Origin of the sequence: Legionella lytica, from assembly GCF_044626755.1 — a bacterium.
Taxonomy (GTDB): Bacteria; Pseudomonadota; Gammaproteobacteria; order Legionellales; family Legionellaceae; genus Legionella; species Legionella lytica_A.
This window is the reverse complement of record NZ_JBGORX010000001.1, coordinates 601462-618928: the sequence shown is the minus strand read 5'-3', so window position 1 is coordinate 618928 and position 17467 is coordinate 601462. Positions and strand designations below refer to the sequence as shown.

Here is a 17467-nt window from a genome sequence, read left to right as displayed (position 1 = left end):
GGAGTGAAGGAAACGCCATGGATAAGAGCTTACTTTCAGGAAAAAAAGCCTTGGTAATTGGTATTGCCAATGACAGCTCTATTGCTTATGGATGTGCCCGCATGTTAAAGACCGCTGGCGTAGAATTAGCAATTACCTACCTTAATGAAAAAGCCAAACCCTTTGTTGATCCCATTGCCCAAGAACTTGAGCCATTCATTTATAGGCATTGCAATGTAACTCATGACCAAGATTTAACTGATTTATTTGCCGAAATTAGCAAAACCTGGGGCCAAATTGATATTATTGTGCATTCAATTGCCTTCGCCCCCACAGAGGATTTACACGGCCCCCTATTCGCGTCATCAAAAGAGGGGTTTTTGCTGGCCATGGATATTTCCTGTCATTCCTTCATACGTATAGCAAACCTCGCCAAGCCTTTAATGAAAAATGGCGGCTCCCTATTTGCTATGTCATTCTATGGGGCGGAGAAAGTGGTGAGCAATTATAATCTCATGGGTCCAGTGAAAGCAGCATTAGAAGCCTCAGTACGCTATATGGCGGCAGAACTCGGTCCAGAACATATTCGAGTCATAGCCATATCTCCAGGGCCGCTTAAAACACGTGCTGCGTCCGGTTTAGACAAATTTGATGAGTTAATTCGAGATGCTGCACATAAATCCCCTCTTGGGTCCTTAGCGAATATCAATGACATTGGTGCCATGGTAACTTTTCTTGCCAGTGATTATGCAAAGAGCATTACAGGAGATACGATTTACATTGATAGTGGTTATCACATCATGGCCTAAAGAAATGGTCATTACCAAATTAAGGGTATTAAACGATATCTAACTTTCTTTTGATACTCTGGATATCCAGGTAAATCCCGTACCAATACGCTCTCCTCATTCAAAATACGAGCAACTAAAACTACGAATAAGATAGGCATTAAAAGAAGAGCCCACCAGGAGCCGAGAGCAACTGGAGTACCGACAAAAAGAAATAGAGCACCCAAATACATTGGATGACGAACATGCCCGTATAAGCCACTAGAAATAACTTGCTGTCCCTCTTCAACCCGAATATTAGCCGCAGCATAGGTATTTACTTTGGAAACGAGGTAAAAAATATAAAAGGAGATAACTACGAGTAGATTGCCCAGCATAGAGAAGTACCATGGCATGTGAGACCAAGCGAAACGAACGTCAAGTGAAGATAAAATAACTAGCGCAATACAAATCACAAAAAGCAAAGAAATAATAATTTTCTGTGCCAATTCCTTTTCATAGGAGACACCAGCCTCAGTACGACGTTTAAGTAATGCGGGATCATGTTTTGCTAAATACAAAGTATATGCAGAGGAGGCAGTAAGAAACACCAAGGTATAAACCCAACCTTGCCAATAATTCAAAGTCCCTGCGGGGATAAAAAGGAGTAACAACAGGATTACAATACTAATGACTGAGGAACGAATTAATTGGCTTGCATGCATGTCCATGATTTTGCTCTTCCCCTAGGCTGAACTGTTTTCCAATATCCATTAATTTTTCATACCATTATCTAATAGTGTAGCTTGATTTAGCAGTTTCTTAAAATCATTCTTACTCTCAAATTACCGCGGATTGACCACGGTAATTCGCTCGATAACAGTATCAAGCAACATGAATAATGCTATTACTTAAATGCCATTAAGATTCAACTCATCAATGTCCACATTTTTTACGCTTTCTATAAATTCACCCGCTACATTATTCACTGGCTTCTGGAAAAAGCTATTCCCATAATATGCTAACGAAATGATAGCCGTTGCAGAAGTTCCAGCAGAAAAGGCTGTAGCCGCAGATGTGCTCTCGACTAATGCCGCAAAAAATGTAGCAGTACCAGCCCAAGCACCCAAGAAAATACCAGCACCAAAAAACAGACTTGCTGCTAACGCAGTAACGAAAACTGCTGCCGAAAACGCTTTAATCGCAGCCTTAAGACTATGATATTTATCGGTAAACTTGGCGTCGCAATTTGCAAGGAACTCATCATAGGCTTTCGTTTTATCTAGAGCCTGAGGATTAGTTATCTTGATAAGCAATGTCTTCACCTCATCGCTCAGAAAATCAATTTCTTCACCTTGCAGTCCTAAACGATCTACTTGATTAATTAACTTATCTAAAGCGCTATATAAACCCGCATTAGCCGATAAACCATTGCGCAAAGCTTCTATTTTATCTAATTTCTTATTGTGTTGAAGCATCCTAAGTACTGAATGCGTGCCATGAGATTTGTTGGTGGTTGCTGTGAGTACATCTGTAAAACCAAATTCATCCAATTTATTACGCAATGACTCTACGGTATTTTCTTCTAAAGCTTGGTCACTAAAGGTACCAACTAAAATGAGTTTTGCATTGCCACTTCTAATTTGAAACAATGAAACATCTGTTTTCATTTGCTCTAGAACACGCTCATCGAGCACTTTAGATAAATTAATGCAATAGATACCTACCTTGGCTCCAGCCATAAAAGGTACATTAAAATTCTTATTGGGGCCATTGGTTCCAGGAGAATCCCAAATCTGCATGCCATCTAGCATTTGAAAATCCGGACCTATTGTTGTCTTATAGTCTGGGGAGCTGAGGTTCGTAGCTTTTTGATTGATTAATTGTTTTAATAACTCCGTTTTACCAGTGCCTTGCGCCCCAAAAATAAAAACTCTCATAGAAATCCTCTCTCAAAAACGCGCATCTTACCTTATTTTGACCTTTAAGTCCATTATATGGCCAAACCAAGTGGCAAAACTCAAAATGAAAAACAAGCTCCATCAGGAAAATTTTATTTGTATTCAATCAACGAAAAAGCATAAAATCGCTCTTTTCATTTGTGCTTTTTGGATATTGCCCAATATGAGTCATCTTCTTAACCTATCCATTCTTAAAAGAAATCGTGATTTCCGATTACTTTATTTAGGACAATTTATTTCTTTTGTTGGGACCATGATCAGTAGTGTGGCACTTCCCTACCAAATCTATCACCTCACTCAATCCACCTGGATGGTTGGCCTTTTAAGTCTGGTGCAGCTACTGCCTCTTTTAATTACAGCACTGATTGGCGGGGTGTTTGCGGATCGCTACAATCGACGTTTATTATTAATTATTAGTGAACTACTACTTGGTGTTGGATGTTTATTGCTTGCATTAAACTCCTACCAGGAAAATCCGTCATTAATTCTTATTTTTATTACCTCAGCAACAATGTCGGCGATCACAGGATTGCATCGTCCAGCTTATGACAGCATTACTCAGCAAATTGTTGACCCGCAGGATTATAAGGATGTAGGTGCTTTATCTGCATTTAAATACAGCTTTTGTATGATTATAGCTCCAGCAATTGCCGGATTGATTCTTGCTCATCATGGTATTGTCATTACCTATCTTATCGATTTGCTTACCTTTTTCCTTTCATTAATTACCTTAATGAACATGCATCACATTCCTAAACCTGTGGCAGAAGAACATCCCTCTATTTTGTTATCTCTGAAACAAGGTATTTCTTTTGCGTTTAGCCGACAAGAATTAGTGGGTAGCTATACGGTTGACTTTTTTGCCATGATTTTTGCGATGCCTAATGCACTGTTGCCCGCAATTGCTCAATCCTTTGGTGGCCCCCAAACTTTAGGATTACTTTACTCAGCCCCCGCCGTAGGCTCATTGATTGTTTCATTCTTTAGTGGCTGGACCTCCAAAATTACTCACGATGGTAAAGCGATTGCAGTTGCTGCAGCACTATGGGGAGCCGCGATTATTGGTTTTGGTTTATCAAAATCACTATGGCTTGCACTCTTATTTCTCGCTCTGGCAGGTGCATTTGATGCCATCAGCGGTATATTTAGAGTAACTCTTTGGAATAACACGATTCCTACTGAACTACGTGGCCGTTTAGCGGGAATTGAGATGATTAGTTATTTGAGCGGCCCTAAATTAGGCGATACTCGCGCAGGTTTTATTGCGTCAAGCTTAGGAATTGGTACAGCGCTTATTTCTGGCGGAATATTATGTATTTTAGGCGTAGGTATTTGTTGTTATTTCTTGCCTAAATTTTGGCATTATCAAACAAAGGGATAAGCTAAGCTTATGACTTAGACAACCTCCGCCATTGTGGTGCTAAATTCACAATGGCATCGGTGTTCTTGGCTCTATTGCTCATCGTTTTCGACACGTATGCAACAAATCGTACTTCTTATCATAACTCTTTGTTTTAACATCAAATAACGACAACATCGTTGAAAAAAGGTAGTCATGTGAAACCTGTTGTTCTTTCTTGCTCTGCATGCACTCGTTATCAAGCGCCAATTGTTCCGACAATCCTTTCGATGACCAAAAAATCATAGGTACCTTTTTCTGCTCATCAGGGGCCATGAAATAAGGTAATCCGTGCAGGAATAAATTATGTTCTCCAAGTGATTCACCGTGGTCAGAAACATAAATTAATCCTGTATCATGTGTGGTGATGGTACTTAATTCATCAAGTGCACGAGCTAAAACCGTATCTGTGTACAAAATAGCATTATCATAAGTATTAACTATTGATTCCTGAGAACAACTCGCTAAATCTGCCGTATCACAAGTTGGCTGCCAACGCTTGAATTGCTCAGGGTAGCGCTCATAGTAAGCTGGCCCATGATTACCCAGCATATGTAAGACAATCAATTGATCGCCCTTACCTGAACTAATTTTTTCTTTTAATTGATGTAACAGAATTTCATCAAAGCAACGACCATTCTTGCATAGGGCTTCAATTTTTAATTTCTCCATAGGCAATCCATCACATACGCCCTTACAACCTGATTGATTATCGCGCCACAATATTGAAATATTTAAACGACTTAACAAGTGCAGAAATGATTCGCTTTGCTTAATACGTTTTTCATCATAGTGGTGAAGACCATATGGAGAAAACATACAAGGTAAAGATACGGCGGTTGAGGTACCACAGCTGCTTACCTGGCTAAAATTAATAAGCTGGTGCCTGCCTAATTCTGGGGTTGTCTGGCGGTTGTAATCGCTTAATCCCCAATTTGCGGCACGCACCGTTTCACCAATCACCAGAACAATCACTCGCGGCTTGGTTCCCTCAGGCCTGGGTATTTGCTGTGCGTCTTTTGCAATCAGTTTTCTTGTTTGGTTGGCCTTCGTTTTCTGCTCTCTCCAATAAACCTTTGCTGAAGACGAAAATAGATTTAAGGGTGTAACTAAATAGACAATTTCTTTTTTGGCGCGATGTATCGGACTTAAATCATTATAAACAGCCCATCCACCGCCAAAAAACATAAGAACAGATAAGAATAGGCAGCCAAAACGGCCAGTCCAGTATGAAAGTAAATTGCGTTTATAAATACGAATATTCCAGACAATCCAACTGGGTAGTACTCCTAGTAACAAAAGATAAGGAATAATTCGCCATTGTAGTAATTCTTTGCTTTCCTGGTAATCGGTACTGATGGCATTAGTCACCATATTGGGATCAATATAGACATGAAAGGTATTCATGAAATAGACCATAATGGATGTGACTAAAAACAAACTAATCATAAACCATTTAAAAGTCCAACGGTTAATAACCAGCAATAATAGAAACCACTGCAATCCTGTAATTGCGATTCCAGTACAAAAAATAATGAGCCACGTATGTGCTGATGTTAATTCTTTGCCACTTAATAATTCTGCCCAGAACGAGGCATTGTATGCAAGAGTAAAAAATAAACTGCCTAATAAAGTAATCAGTTCACTTGACCAGTAACTCGGTCGTCTCGTGTTTAAAATGATAATCTCCTAAAAATAGGCGCATAGTTTACAAATTTTTTCTCTCTCGTTCAAAAAAAATCATCATTTAAATGATTAAATATGGATGGGGGCAGAGTAAATTAAAAGATCGAAGCCTGACACCCTGAGTTGCTTCACTCCATTTGCAATGACAGAGTTGAATATCCATCATTATGGAGACATAACGACGCAACCCAAGAATGTGAAGCACAGAACATAATTGTTATTGGTAATAATGGTAGCAGTTATTGGACCTGTCCTAATCCACGTCATTGCCAGGAGCGCGTGGCACAAAACATGGGTGCTTCACTACTTTCGCAATGATGGCGGCGTTTATTAAGTATGATATTTAAACCAAACAGGCATCACTTTATTAAGATAGACCATGAACTTCCATAGCCCTACCTGTGACTCTACATTACCAAATGGGTCGGTTTTGCTTTCCGGGTAAGCTATTCCTAAACCAAATAAACCAGGTCCAATAATACCTACATGGGGATTATGGCGTGTATCCTCATAATCACCAATCATAATATTTTTACGCTTTTCAAAACCAACTGCATAAACAACCCGATCGCATTCAGGCAAATAACGTGCAATATTAGGCTCAGAAGTATTGTAACGTACTAAATTGGCGGGCAATACACCATCAATATTTTCTCTTGCCCAAGCAGCCGTTTGCCCTTTCAGCCCGGTATTATCAAAAAGAATCCAATCGTCCATCTCAATCGCATAACGACAAGGTGATCGATAAAAATTAATTACTTTTTTCACCCCAAGTTCCACTAAATAACGCACGATGATAATGGCAGAATGTGATGAGCCGAATACACCATAAGTATCACTAAGATTAAGCTCTGCAGCCAATTTTTCTTTATCAATGGCAATATCAAAAGGAATGACATTAAGACCGGGATAGTTCAATGAAGAAGCCGAGGCGCCTGTAGCCAAAATAACATTTTTAGCTTGATAGGATTCAGTAGCTGTAGATAAAGTCCACATTCGCTGCGCTAGAAACATATTATGAATCATTGCCTTTACTGCATGCACCTTCTGCATCAAATTCGTACAAATCCACTGCAAGGGCTCTACCGCATAACCCAAAGTGCAGGTTTCCTCTTTCGGCAAATGCTTTAATGCAAAATCAGGTGCCTTTTCATAGTTAAAAGAACGCACGTCACTTAAGAAGCTAGTGAAATATTTTACGCTCGTATTACTTGAAACATTACGCCATAAAAGTCCTAAGTCACCCACGTTGAAATGAGGGTCAATCCATAAAATATCATTAGATGAAATACCCTGATCTAATAATTTTCCTACTGCGGCAATGCCCGCAGGCCCTGCTCCCACTACTGCCCATTGGAATTTCTTTTTATTCATTATTATCCATATTAATCACATTTATGCTGCGTAATGCAGTGGCCCTCATAGGTACAGGTTTGGATTGTCATACAGGAAGGATCAAAATGTCCACTCACAGGAGTTCCTATAACCTCTTCATTATTTAAACTATTATCAAACCACGCTGCATCTCCACCGGTATTAATAGTCGCAATCCCCCCCTCATTATACCAGTCACCATGGTGACCACCCGCACGATACACATTCCCACGGCTCCCCTCAATATACCAGACATTATTATAATAGGGTTGTTGGTAACTATTAAGATTAGGATTAACATTAACATAGACCACATGATGCTTACTACCTCCATGATGACATCGATGAGCATGGGCGAAGGAGATGGAATAAATAAATAGACATGCTATAAATAGAACTATGCGCTCTTGATACATCATTTTAGTTCCTTGGGTTGGACAGCAATTTCTTATATTAAGTATAGTCTGATAAGTTGAGGGCTGGCTGGGAAGAAGTTAGCAGCGAACGTTCCGTGTTGATAAATGACTCATAAATAAGTCAAATACTGTTGCTCAATAATCAATTATGCTACTATTCACGCTGTTCCACACTACTATTTTGGGGTTCACCACATGGCCGTTACCATAAAAACTGCTGACGAAATAGAAAAAATGCGCGTTGCAGGCAAGCTTGCAGGCGAGGTTCTTGAAATGATTGGCCCTTATGTAAAAGAAGGCGTTAGCACTGAAGAGCTGAATACTATTTGTCATGATTACATTGTTAATGTACAACAAGCTATTCCAGCACCTCTAAATTATAATGGCTTTCCAAAATCGATATGCACTTCGGTGAACCACGTTGTTTGTCATGGCATACCAGGAAAAAAGACATTAAAAGATGGCGATATCATTAATATTGACATCACCGTTATTAAAGATGGTTATCATGGTGATACCAGCAAAATGTTTTATATCGGCGCCCCTGCCGTTAAAGCCAAGCATGTAGTGCAAATTGCGCATGACTGCTTATTTATCGGCATAGAGATGGTGAAACCCGGGGTTCAATTAGGTGACATTGGTCATGCAATTCAGCAACATGCTGAGAAAAACCGTTGCTCCGTAGTTCGTGATTATTGCGGACATGGAATTGGACGCGTCTTCCATGAAGACCCGCAAGTATTACATTATGGAGTACCAGGTACTGGGATGAAATTGGAACCAGGTATGACCTTTACCATAGAACCTATGATTAATGTGGGCAAACACCATACCCGATTGTTACCCGATCAATGGACCGTGGTTACCAAAGACCATAGTCTTTCTGCACAATGGGAACATACCCTATTGGTCACTGACAATGGTGTAGAAATTTTGACTCTACGCGATGAAGAACGATAATCAGCTGCTCAAAAATACGGTAAAACAGTTTAAAGAAAAACTGCGGGAAGATTTTGATCAAAAAGCCAATGTGAGCACTGTTATTCATCGCCTTGTTACCTTTACTGATGAGCTGCTCATTAGCCTTTTTCATAAAAACCAGCTCGATCAAGGGGATAGTTTCTGTCTCCTTGCTTTAGGAGGTTATGGACGACGTGAGCTCCTACTTCATTCGGATGTTGATCTATTACTCCTGCATACCGATAAAATCTCCAAAGCAAAATTACAACGCGCGCAAGCCTTCATCCAAGATTGCTGGGATGTTGGGTTAGAAATTAGTCATCAAATTACCAATGTATCCTCCTGCGCTGAATTGGCCTGCCGGGATGTTAGCGTTATGTCAAGCATCATGGACATGTTTTTGCTCTGTGGACGCGGCGCCTTAATGGAAGAATTGCTGTATCAAACCCACCCGCTGCATATGTGGACCAGCAAAAACTATTTTATTGCCAAGCTACAAGAACAAAAAAAACGGGATATTAAATACGGTGAAACAGCCTATAACCTAGAGCCTAACGTCAAATATGGTCAAGGTGGGCTTCGTGATCTACAAATATTATATAGTATCGGTAAACGTCATTTTAATATTAAAAAATTAGCCGATGGCATTAGCTATGGATTTATCACTGATAAAGAATATGAAAAGCTAATGCACTGTCACCATTTTCTCTGCCGAGTCCGCTTTGCCTTACACTGTCTTGCAGAAAAGGCTGAAGAGCGACTTTCCTTTGATTATCAAGTTAAATTAGCAAGTTTCTTTGGCTATGAGGATAAACCGCATTCCCTAGCTATTGAGCAATTCATGAAAGACTACTTTAAGGTCATAAAAAGCAATCGCGAATTAAATGAAATGCTCTTACAGTGGTTTGATGAAACCATTGCTCAATCCCCGAAACAAAAATTAATTCCATTAGATAATGAGTTTCAATTATCTAATCAATACATTGAGGTGCGGAATAACCGTGTCTTTAGCCAAAGCCCTCAAGCTTTATTAAAGTTATTCCTATGGATAGCTGATCGGCCTGATATCGAAGGAGTCAGAGCCAGTACAATCCGTTTAATTAGAGAATCACTCTATTTGATTAGCCGGCGCTTTAAAACCTCCAAAAAAACCACCGATCTCTTTATAAATATTCTAAAAACACCTAAAGGCCCTTATGAAGCCTTACATTATATGAGCCAATATGGGGTTTTAGCCCATTATATTGAATGTTTTGCCCAGGTTACTGGCCAGATGCAATATGATTTATTCCATGTCTTTACCGTAGATCAGCACACCCTGTTCGTAGTGCGTAACATGTCACGCTTTAGCCAAGCACAGTACACCCAACAATTTCCCCTTTGTGCACAAATCATGCCAACATTGGATAAACCGGAAATCCTGTATCTCAGCGCATTATTCCATGATATAGCCAAAGGACGTGGGGGAGATCACTCCGAATTAGGTGCAATTGAAGCTCAGAGTTTTGCGCAAAATCACCACTTAAAAAAAGAGGATTGTGATTTACTCACCTGGCTAGTACGTAATCATTTATTAATGTCACAAACAGCACAACGCCAAGATATTTACGATCCCAACACTATAAAACATTTCTGCCAATTATTGCCTCAGCCTCATTATTTAGATTATTTATACTTGCTCACCGTGGCAGACATTTGTGGTACTAATCCTCAACTATGGAATGCTTGGAAGGACTCGCTGCTCAAAGAATTATATCGAGCAGCGAAACATATGATGCATAAAGCCCAAGAGCTCATGGATAAGACTGCTTTAATCAGGGCAAGAAAACAGTCCGCTTTAAATATCTTAGTATCGGAAGGCATTGCATCGAGCACAGTCGAAGAACTTTGGTTTCAATTTAAAGATCGATACTTTTTACATGAGTCACCCGAAGTCATCGCACGGCATACGAAGGCCATCTTGAATTGCACGCAATTCCCTTTAATTATGATCATGCCGCATCATAGTCAAGGTGGTACGGAGGTATTTATCTACATGCCCCACAGGGATGCTCGTTTTACCATAACCACTGCAGTACTTAGTAATAATCACGTCACAATTCAAGAAGCAATGATTATTACCTGCGACAATCAATTCGATTTAGATACCTATATTATTTTAGATGAGCAAAACCAGGCTTTTATTGACCCATTACAATCTGAAAACATACGCCAAGAATTATGTTTTCACCTGAAACAACAGGATCAATTACCGGCTATAGCTCAAAAAAGACGCTCCAGAGTTTTAGCTCATTTCAATGTAAAGACCCAAATCAGTTATAATGATGATCCTCATAACAACTTTACACGCCTATTTTTAGTAACAGGCGATAGACCAGGACTTCTTGCCACCATCAGCCGTATTCTTTTGACTTTAAATATTCATTTACATAATGCAAAAATCGCAACGGCTGGAGAGCGTGCGGAAGACATGTTTTACATTACCAACCAAAATAATCAAGCGCTAAGCAGCGAAGAAAAAGAACTATTACGCAATCATCTTACTCAAGAACTCTCGTAGAAACAAAATCCTAATAAAACATACGAAAAAAAAAACCAAAAGATGTATTTTTTTTATACTTTTGTACTATACTTTTACTTAAAGACTTCAAAAATCGCTCAGTAATTATTTTGGAGTTAACCATGATAAATGCAGAAACACCCAAAAATGAGCTACTACGCTTACAATCGCTCTATAATCTTCAGATTCTAGATACAATGGCTGAAGAACGCTTTGATCGCATTACACGTATTGCACAAGGACTGTTTAAAGTACCCATTGCCTTAGTATCCTTAATTGATAAAGATAGAGAGTGGTTCAAATCTAAATACGGCTTACATGTTCAACAAACACCTAGATCAATTTCTTTTGGTGCTCATACCATCCTTCAAGAAGAAGTAATGATTGTTAATGATGCACAACAAGACATTCGTTTTAAAGATAATCCCTTAGTGATTGGTGAGCCTAAAATTCGATTCTATTTAGGATGTCCTTTACAAATTGATGGGCAATTTAATATTGGTACATTATGTCTTATGAATGACATAGTTCCTCAACTAAATGGCTTAGGACATATTGACTTAAACATTGTAAAGGAGCTTGCTACTGCCGTGTCTAAAGAATTTATTACCAATCGCTATGCCACAACGGACTCCCTTACAGAAATTTCCAACCGCCAAGGTCTTCTTACTATTGGAAGACAAATTCTGAAACTGTGTACTCGTTATGATAAAAGCCTCATGTTGCTTTATTTTGACATAACAGAACTCAAATCCATCAATAAAGAATTTGGTTATGATGAGGGAGATAAGGTTTTAAAAACATTTGCTCAGTTCTTATTAAGCAACTTTCGCCATTCTGATGCGATCGCTCGGCTCGAAGGTGACAAGTTCTGTGTATTATGCCCTGGGATGCAAGAGGAGAATATCTCTGGGGTTCTAAAAAGGCTACAGAATAAATTTACTACTTTAAAATATGAACATCCGGTTAATTTTACAATGGGACATATTCAATATAATCGTTTAAAACATTTTGCATTGGCAGCGATTCTTGAAGAAGCAGAGAAGAAAATATACGAAACGAAAATGTATCATTAGTAAACGCGGAAAACCAATATACCAAGAACCTTAATTACATCAACTTATTATGAGAGATGTAGTGATGGGTTTGAATCCAGAAACCAGCCCCCTGAATAGAACGACGCATTATTCAATGAGAATAATGTAATGAAAACCCGGTTGTTTGTGACCGTGTTTCATTTTATTAGCGGCATGTTTTAAAGAAATCAGAGAGAAGATGAGCACATTCGGGCTGCATAATACCTTCATCAATTTCTACTTTATGATTTAAAGGATAGCCTTGAAGTAAGTTATATACTGAGCCTGCAGCTCCTGCTTTAAAGTCACGCGTGGCAAATACCAGCCGTTTAACTCGTGCATGAACAATGAGGCCTGCACACATAGAACAAGGTTCTAAAGTAACATACAAAGTACTATTAACTAAACGATGATTTTTTAGTTGTTGGGCTGCTTGGCGGATTACCCGTACTTCAGCATGTTCCGATGGATCATGAGTGGATTGCACTGCATTTCGGCTTATACCTAATAACTTGCCTTCTTGACTTACTAATAATGCCCCCACAGGAACTTCTCCCTCTGTTTGAGCAAGAAGTGCTTGTTGATAGGCTTTCTGCATCCAATATCGATCATTCATCATAATTGCAGCCTGCTGTCAGTGCCTTAGCAATGACAGCAAAAAAACAAACAAGTTTAGGTCTTATTATTCCCACTCAATCGTTGCTGGTGGCTTTCCTGAAATATCATAAGTCACTCGCGATACCCCAGAAACCTCATTAATGATTCGATTGGAAACCTGGCCTAAAAACTCCCAAGGTAAATGCGACCAATGTGCCGTCATAAAATCAATGGTTTCAACAGAACGTAAACAAATCACATATTCGTATTTACGACCATCTCCCATTACTCCAACACTCTTAACCGGTAAAAATACCGCGAATGCCTGGCTCACCTTATGATACAGATCTGCTTTTCGAAGTTCCTCGATATAAATGGCATCGGCTTTACGAAGAATATCCGCATATTCTTTTTTAACTTCACCTAAAATACGTACGCCTAAACCCGGGCCTGGGAATGGATGACGATAAACCATTGCATGTGGTAAACCTAACTCCAAACCAATCTTTCGCACTTCATCTTTAAACAATTCGCGAATAGGCTCTAATAATTTTAAATGGAGTGTTTCCGGTAAACCACCCACGTTATGGTGTGACTTAATAACTACTGAAGCCCCATTCGTACTCGTTGCGGCAGACTCAATAACATCAGGATAAATTGTTCCCTGAGCTAACCAAGAAACCCCTTCTATTTTGTGCGACTCTTCATCAAATACGTCAATAAAAGTGTGGCCAATAATTTTTCTTTTTTCTTCAGGACAACTAACACCAGAAAGCGCCTTTAAGAACCGCTCTTCAGCATTAACAGCAATGATTTTAATCCCCATATGCTGACCGAACATTTTCATAACTTCGTCAGCTTCATTAAGACGTAATAAACCTGTATCAACAAAAACGCAGATTAATTGATCACCAATTGCCTTATGCAATAAAGCCGCAACAACTGAAGAATCCACCCCACCGGATAAACCAAGCAGAACCTTCTCAGAACCCACTTGCTGTCTAATTTTATAAATGGCTTCATCAATAATATGTTCTGAAGTCCAATTGGTGGGAGCCTGACAAATATCTACCACAAAGCGCTGCAAAATACGCGTGCCTTGCAGAGTATGCGTTACTTCCGGGTGAAATTGCAGTCCATACATACGACGACTTTCATCAGCCATTCCCGCAATAGGTGCATTACGGGTTTCGCAAATAACACTAAATCCAGGAGGTAATTGAGTTACTTTATCACCATGACTCATCCATACATCTAATAAAGCCTCAGCCTCCTCTGTGGTGCGATCTTCAATTTGCGCAAATAATTTGGTGTGTCCATGCAGTTTCAATTCAGCATAGCCAAACTCTCTAATGTTAGAGGACTGTACTTCACCCCCTAATTGCACAGCCATTGTTTGCATGCCGTAACAGATACCTAATAGCGGCAATCCCGAGGTAAAGAGCCATTCAGGCGCGCGCGGGTTAGCGTGATGAGTTACAGTTGAAGGACCGCCAGATAAAATCACCCCACAAGGATTAAGTTTTGTGAACTCTTCTTGGCTGATATTAAACGGATGAATTTCACAATACACCCCTAATTCACGCACTCGACGTGCAATTAGTTGGGTGTATTGAGAACCAAAATCCAGAATAAGTAAAAGATGTTGTTTTAAATCATTCATTATTATTTATCTACCTGATAATTCGGAGCTTGTTTGGTGATGCTCACATCATGAACATGTGATTCGCGCATTCCTGCATTAGTGACTTGTACAAACTCAGTTTTGGTATGCAATTGTTCGATCGTTTCACATCCAGTGTAGCCCATGCAAGAACGTAAACCACCTAATATCTGATGAATAATTGTTTGCACTGGACCTTTATAAGGAACGCGACCTTCAATACCTTCTGGCACCAGTTTCTCTGAACCGGCAGTAGCATCCTGGAAGTAGCGATCACTAGAACCATGAGAAGATGCCATCGCACCAATGGACCCCATACCACGATAACTCTTATAAGTAGTGCCTTGGTATAATTCGATTTCACCAGGAGACTCTTCAGTTCCTGCAAACATACTACCCAACATAACAGTGTCTGCGCCAGCAGCTAAAGCCTTACACACATCCCCTGAAAAACGGATACCGCCATCGGCAATAACGGGGATTTTACCTTGCAATTCTTTAGCAACATTCGCAATTGCACTGATTTGCGGAACCCCTACACCAGTAACAATACGCGTTGTACAAATCGAACCAGGTCCAATTCCCACTTTAACTGCGTCCGCTCCGGCTTCATATAAATCTCGAGCGGCAGCTGCTGTAGCAATGTTCCCACCAATTACCTGTACCCCAGGAAAATTCTGTTTTACCCATTTCACGCGATTGAGTACGCCTTGAGAATGTCCATGGGCAGTATCAACAACCAGAACATCAACCCCAGCATCAACTAAAGCTGCAACACGCTCATCAGTAGATTCACCCACCCCAACAGCCGCACCAACGCGTAACTGCTCAGCATCATCTTTAACTGCGTAAGGGTTTTCTTTAGCCTTCTGAATATCTTTAACGGTAATTAAACCCCGTAATTCAAAGGCATCATTCACGATCAAGAGTTTTTCAATACGATGTTTATGTAATAAACTTCGAACCTCTTCACGACTAGCCCCTTCTTTCACTGTAACCAAACGCGCTTTAGGCGTCATTACCTGAGACACGGGCAAAGATAAATTGGTTTCAAACCGAATATCACGGCTGGTAACAATTCCAACTAAATTTTTACCATCTACCACAGGAACCCCTGAGAAGTGATGGTTCTTCATGACCTCCATTAACTCTTTAACGGTAATTTCAGGAGTAACTGTAACTGGATCTTTAACTATGCCACTTTCAAATTTCTTTACTTTACGAACCTCTTCAGCTTGTGCACTGATTGTCATATTCTTATGAATAATGCCTAATCCACCTTCTTGTGCTAAAGCAATTGCCAGACGCGCTTCCGTCACCGTATCCATCGCTGCAGATACCAGGGGCATATTCAGGTTTATTTCGCGAGTTAATTTGGTTTTTAGGGACACATCTTTAGGTAGAATTAAAGAGTGTGCAGGGACAAGTAAAACATCATCAAAGGTTAATGATTGCTGCACAATATTAAGAGACATTATCTTCTCGTTAAAGTAGTTAAATTAACCAAACAGTATATCACAAATACCAAATAAATTAAAGAGAATAGCCCTTTGAATACACAAAATACTAAAGAAATCGAATGTTACATTATCGACGAAATACTCGACTATTTATTCGACCAGATATAAACCAATTCCCGCAATTATTGCCCAACATCGATACGAGCTAACTCATTAACGATCAGCTTGCCTATTATCCGCGTGATAAAAACGAATAAAAAGGATAATACTTGAATTGAATATTCATTAACGTGTACACTGTTGGTTAATTATTGTGTTGAATCAACAAAAACAGGAAGGGTTCAGCGTTGGCTAAAATTATTGTTATTACTTCAGGTAAAGGCGGAGTAGGAAAAACTACTTCATCTGCAGCTATTTCATCAGGTCTTGCTTTATTAGGGCATAAGACTGTAGTTATTGATTTTGATATCGGTTTAAGAAATCTGGATATCATTATGGGCTGTGAGCGACGAGTGGTTTATGACTTCATCAACGTAATAAATGGTGAAGCAAGTTTAAATCAAGCGTTGATCAAGGATAAGCGTCTTCCTAATCTTTTCATTCTTCCTGCGTCCCAAACTCGTGATAAAGATGCATTGACCGTCGAAGGCGTTGAAAAGGTTCTGAATGATCTATCAAAAGAATTTGATTTTATTGTTTGCGACTCCCCTGCAGGTATTGAAACAGGTGCATTAATGGCAATGCATTTTGCCGATCATGCAGTGGTAGTTACCAATCCTGAAGTTTCTTCCGTTCGTGACTCTGACCGTATTCTTGGTATTCTTTCTAGCAAAACAAAAAGAGCCATTGATAACAACAAACCAATTCAAGAGCACTTATTGCTAACTCGCTATGACCCAGAGCGTGTTGAGCGTGGCGATATGCTCTCTGTTGCAGACGTAAAGGAAATATTAGCCATTCCATTAATTGGCGTTATTCCAGAGTCTAAATCTGTATTGAAAGCGTCGAATACGGGTGTGCCAGTTGTACTTGATACAAACAGTGATGCCGGTCTTGCTTATCAAGATGCTATTGCTCGCTTCCTTGGTGAAGAAAGACCAATGCGCTTTATTAGCAATGAACGTAAAGGATTATTGCGTCGCTTATTCAGCAAAAACAAGGAGGAAGTGACTGTATGAGCATTTTCAACTATTTACGTCGGAGAACCGCTTCTGCTTCAGTAGCAAAAGAACGCCTACAAATTATTATTTCTCATGAGCGTTCACAAAGAAATACTCCGGATTATCTGCCACAACTTCAGGATGAAATTCTGGCTGTTATTGCGAAATACGTTCATGTAACACGTGATCAAGTGAGCGTTAATCTTGAGCGTATGGGCGACAATTCAGTACTTGAATTGAACATTACCATGCCAGATGATGTTGCCGAAGAAGTTTAGTTTGCATTGCTGATTATGTTTTTTCCTTGGTTTTCATCACGTAGCTGTATTTCTTTTTTTGATTTTATCGAATCATAAATGTAGCCTGGTTGCTTGCAACTAGGTTTTCTTTTCTCTTACCAAAATCCATC

The 17467-nt window shown here is 39.6% G+C and carries 15 protein-coding genes; 7 read left to right on the top strand and 8 right to left on the bottom strand.

Features of this window, described 5'->3' with window-relative positions:
• Window positions 1-17 precede the first annotated feature (17 nt).
• On the top strand, window positions 18-788 hold the full coding sequence (fabI, locus tag ACD661_RS02565; protein WP_400186084.1) for an enoyl-ACP reductase FabI: 771 nt from the start codon (window positions 18-20) through the stop codon (window positions 786-788).
• A gap of 11 nt (window positions 789-799) precedes the next feature.
• On the opposite strand, the gene ACD661_RS02560 is transcribed toward fabI, so the two are convergent.
• Together ACD661_RS02560 and ACD661_RS02555 are read right to left on the bottom strand one after the other, a co-directional pair.
• Complete coding sequence (locus tag ACD661_RS02560) at window positions 800-1477, bottom strand: methyltransferase family protein (protein WP_400186082.1); 678 nt, start codon at window positions 1475-1477, stop codon at window positions 800-802.
• A gap of 180 nt (window positions 1478-1657) precedes the next feature.
• Window positions 1658-2686 carry a Rab family GTPase gene (locus ACD661_RS02555; RefSeq protein WP_400186081.1) on the bottom strand — a complete coding sequence of 343 codons (1029 nt, stop codon included), beginning with the start codon at window positions 2684-2686 and terminating at the stop codon, window positions 1658-1660.
• 184 nt (window positions 2687-2870) lie between these two features.
• Between ACD661_RS02555 and ACD661_RS02550 the strand changes: the two genes are divergently transcribed.
• Window positions 2871-4088 (top strand): MFS transporter, encoded by a 1218-nt coding sequence (locus tag ACD661_RS02550; protein ID WP_400187211.1) that lies wholly within the window; start codon window positions 2871-2873, stop codon window positions 4086-4088.
• Between the two features lie 78 nt (window positions 4089-4166).
• Here the strand turns inward: ACD661_RS02550 and ACD661_RS02545 are convergent, their stop codons facing one another.
• From ACD661_RS02545 to ACD661_RS02535, 3 genes are all read right to left on the bottom strand, one after another.
• Complete coding sequence (locus ACD661_RS02545; protein WP_400187210.1) at window positions 4167-5744, bottom strand: phosphoethanolamine transferase; 1578 nt, start codon at window positions 5742-5744, stop codon at window positions 4167-4169.
• Window positions 5745-6122: 378 nt separating this feature from the next.
• On the bottom strand, window positions 6123-7166 hold the full coding sequence (locus tag ACD661_RS02540; RefSeq protein WP_400186080.1) for an FAD-dependent oxidoreductase: 1044 nt from the start codon (window positions 7164-7166) through the stop codon (window positions 6123-6125).
• Between the two features lie 11 nt (window positions 7167-7177).
• Window positions 7178-7585, bottom strand: coding sequence for a hypothetical protein (locus ACD661_RS02535; protein ID WP_400186079.1), 408 nt, complete (start codon window positions 7583-7585; stop codon window positions 7178-7180).
• 192 nt (window positions 7586-7777) lie between these two features.
• Between ACD661_RS02535 and map the strand changes: the two genes are divergently transcribed.
• The 3 genes from map (at window position 7778) to ACD661_RS02520 (ending at window position 12178) form a co-directional block, all read left to right on the top strand.
• Window positions 7778-8542, top strand: a complete 765-nt coding sequence (map, locus tag ACD661_RS02530) for a type I methionyl aminopeptidase (protein ID WP_400186077.1) — start codon at window positions 7778-7780, stop codon at window positions 8540-8542.
• On the top strand, window positions 8529-11102 hold the full coding sequence (gene glnD / locus ACD661_RS02525) for a [protein-PII] uridylyltransferase (RefSeq protein WP_400186075.1): 2574 nt from the start codon (window positions 8529-8531) through the stop codon (window positions 11100-11102). The genes map and glnD overlap by 14 nt, the downstream gene beginning before the upstream one ends.
• Before the next feature lie 122 nt (window positions 11103-11224).
• Window positions 11225-12178: a sensor domain-containing diguanylate cyclase gene (locus ACD661_RS02520; RefSeq protein ID WP_400186074.1), complete on the top strand. Its 954-nt coding sequence runs from the start codon at window positions 11225-11227 to the stop codon at window positions 12176-12178.
• A 166-nt stretch (window positions 12179-12344) separates the two neighbouring features.
• Here ACD661_RS02520 and tadA read toward each other — a convergent pair whose 3' ends face one another.
• The 3 genes from tadA to guaB form a co-directional block, all read right to left on the bottom strand.
• Complete coding sequence (gene tadA, locus ACD661_RS02515) at window positions 12345-12794, bottom strand: tRNA adenosine(34) deaminase TadA (RefSeq protein ID WP_400187209.1); 450 nt, start codon at window positions 12792-12794, stop codon at window positions 12345-12347.
• A 66-nt stretch (window positions 12795-12860) separates the two neighbouring features.
• Window positions 12861-14438, bottom strand: a complete 1578-nt coding sequence (gene guaA, locus ACD661_RS02510; RefSeq protein WP_400186072.1) for a glutamine-hydrolyzing GMP synthase — start codon at window positions 14436-14438, stop codon at window positions 12861-12863.
• 2 nt (window positions 14439-14440) lie between these two features.
• On the bottom strand, window positions 14441-15913 hold the full coding sequence (gene guaB, locus ACD661_RS02505) for an IMP dehydrogenase (RefSeq protein ID WP_400186071.1): 1473 nt from the start codon (window positions 15911-15913) through the stop codon (window positions 14441-14443).
• 332 nt (window positions 15914-16245) lie between these two features.
• Here guaB and minD point away from each other — a divergent pair, with 332 nt between their 5' ends.
• Window positions 16246-17076: a septum site-determining protein MinD gene (minD, locus tag ACD661_RS02500; RefSeq protein WP_400186070.1), complete on the top strand. Its 831-nt coding sequence runs from the start codon at window positions 16246-16248 to the stop codon at window positions 17074-17076.
• Window positions 17073-17336, top strand: a complete 264-nt coding sequence (gene minE, locus ACD661_RS02495; protein ID WP_400186069.1) for a cell division topological specificity factor MinE — start codon at window positions 17073-17075, stop codon at window positions 17334-17336. Before minD ends, minE begins: the two co-directional genes overlap by 4 nt.
• Window positions 17337-17467 lie beyond the last annotated feature (131 nt).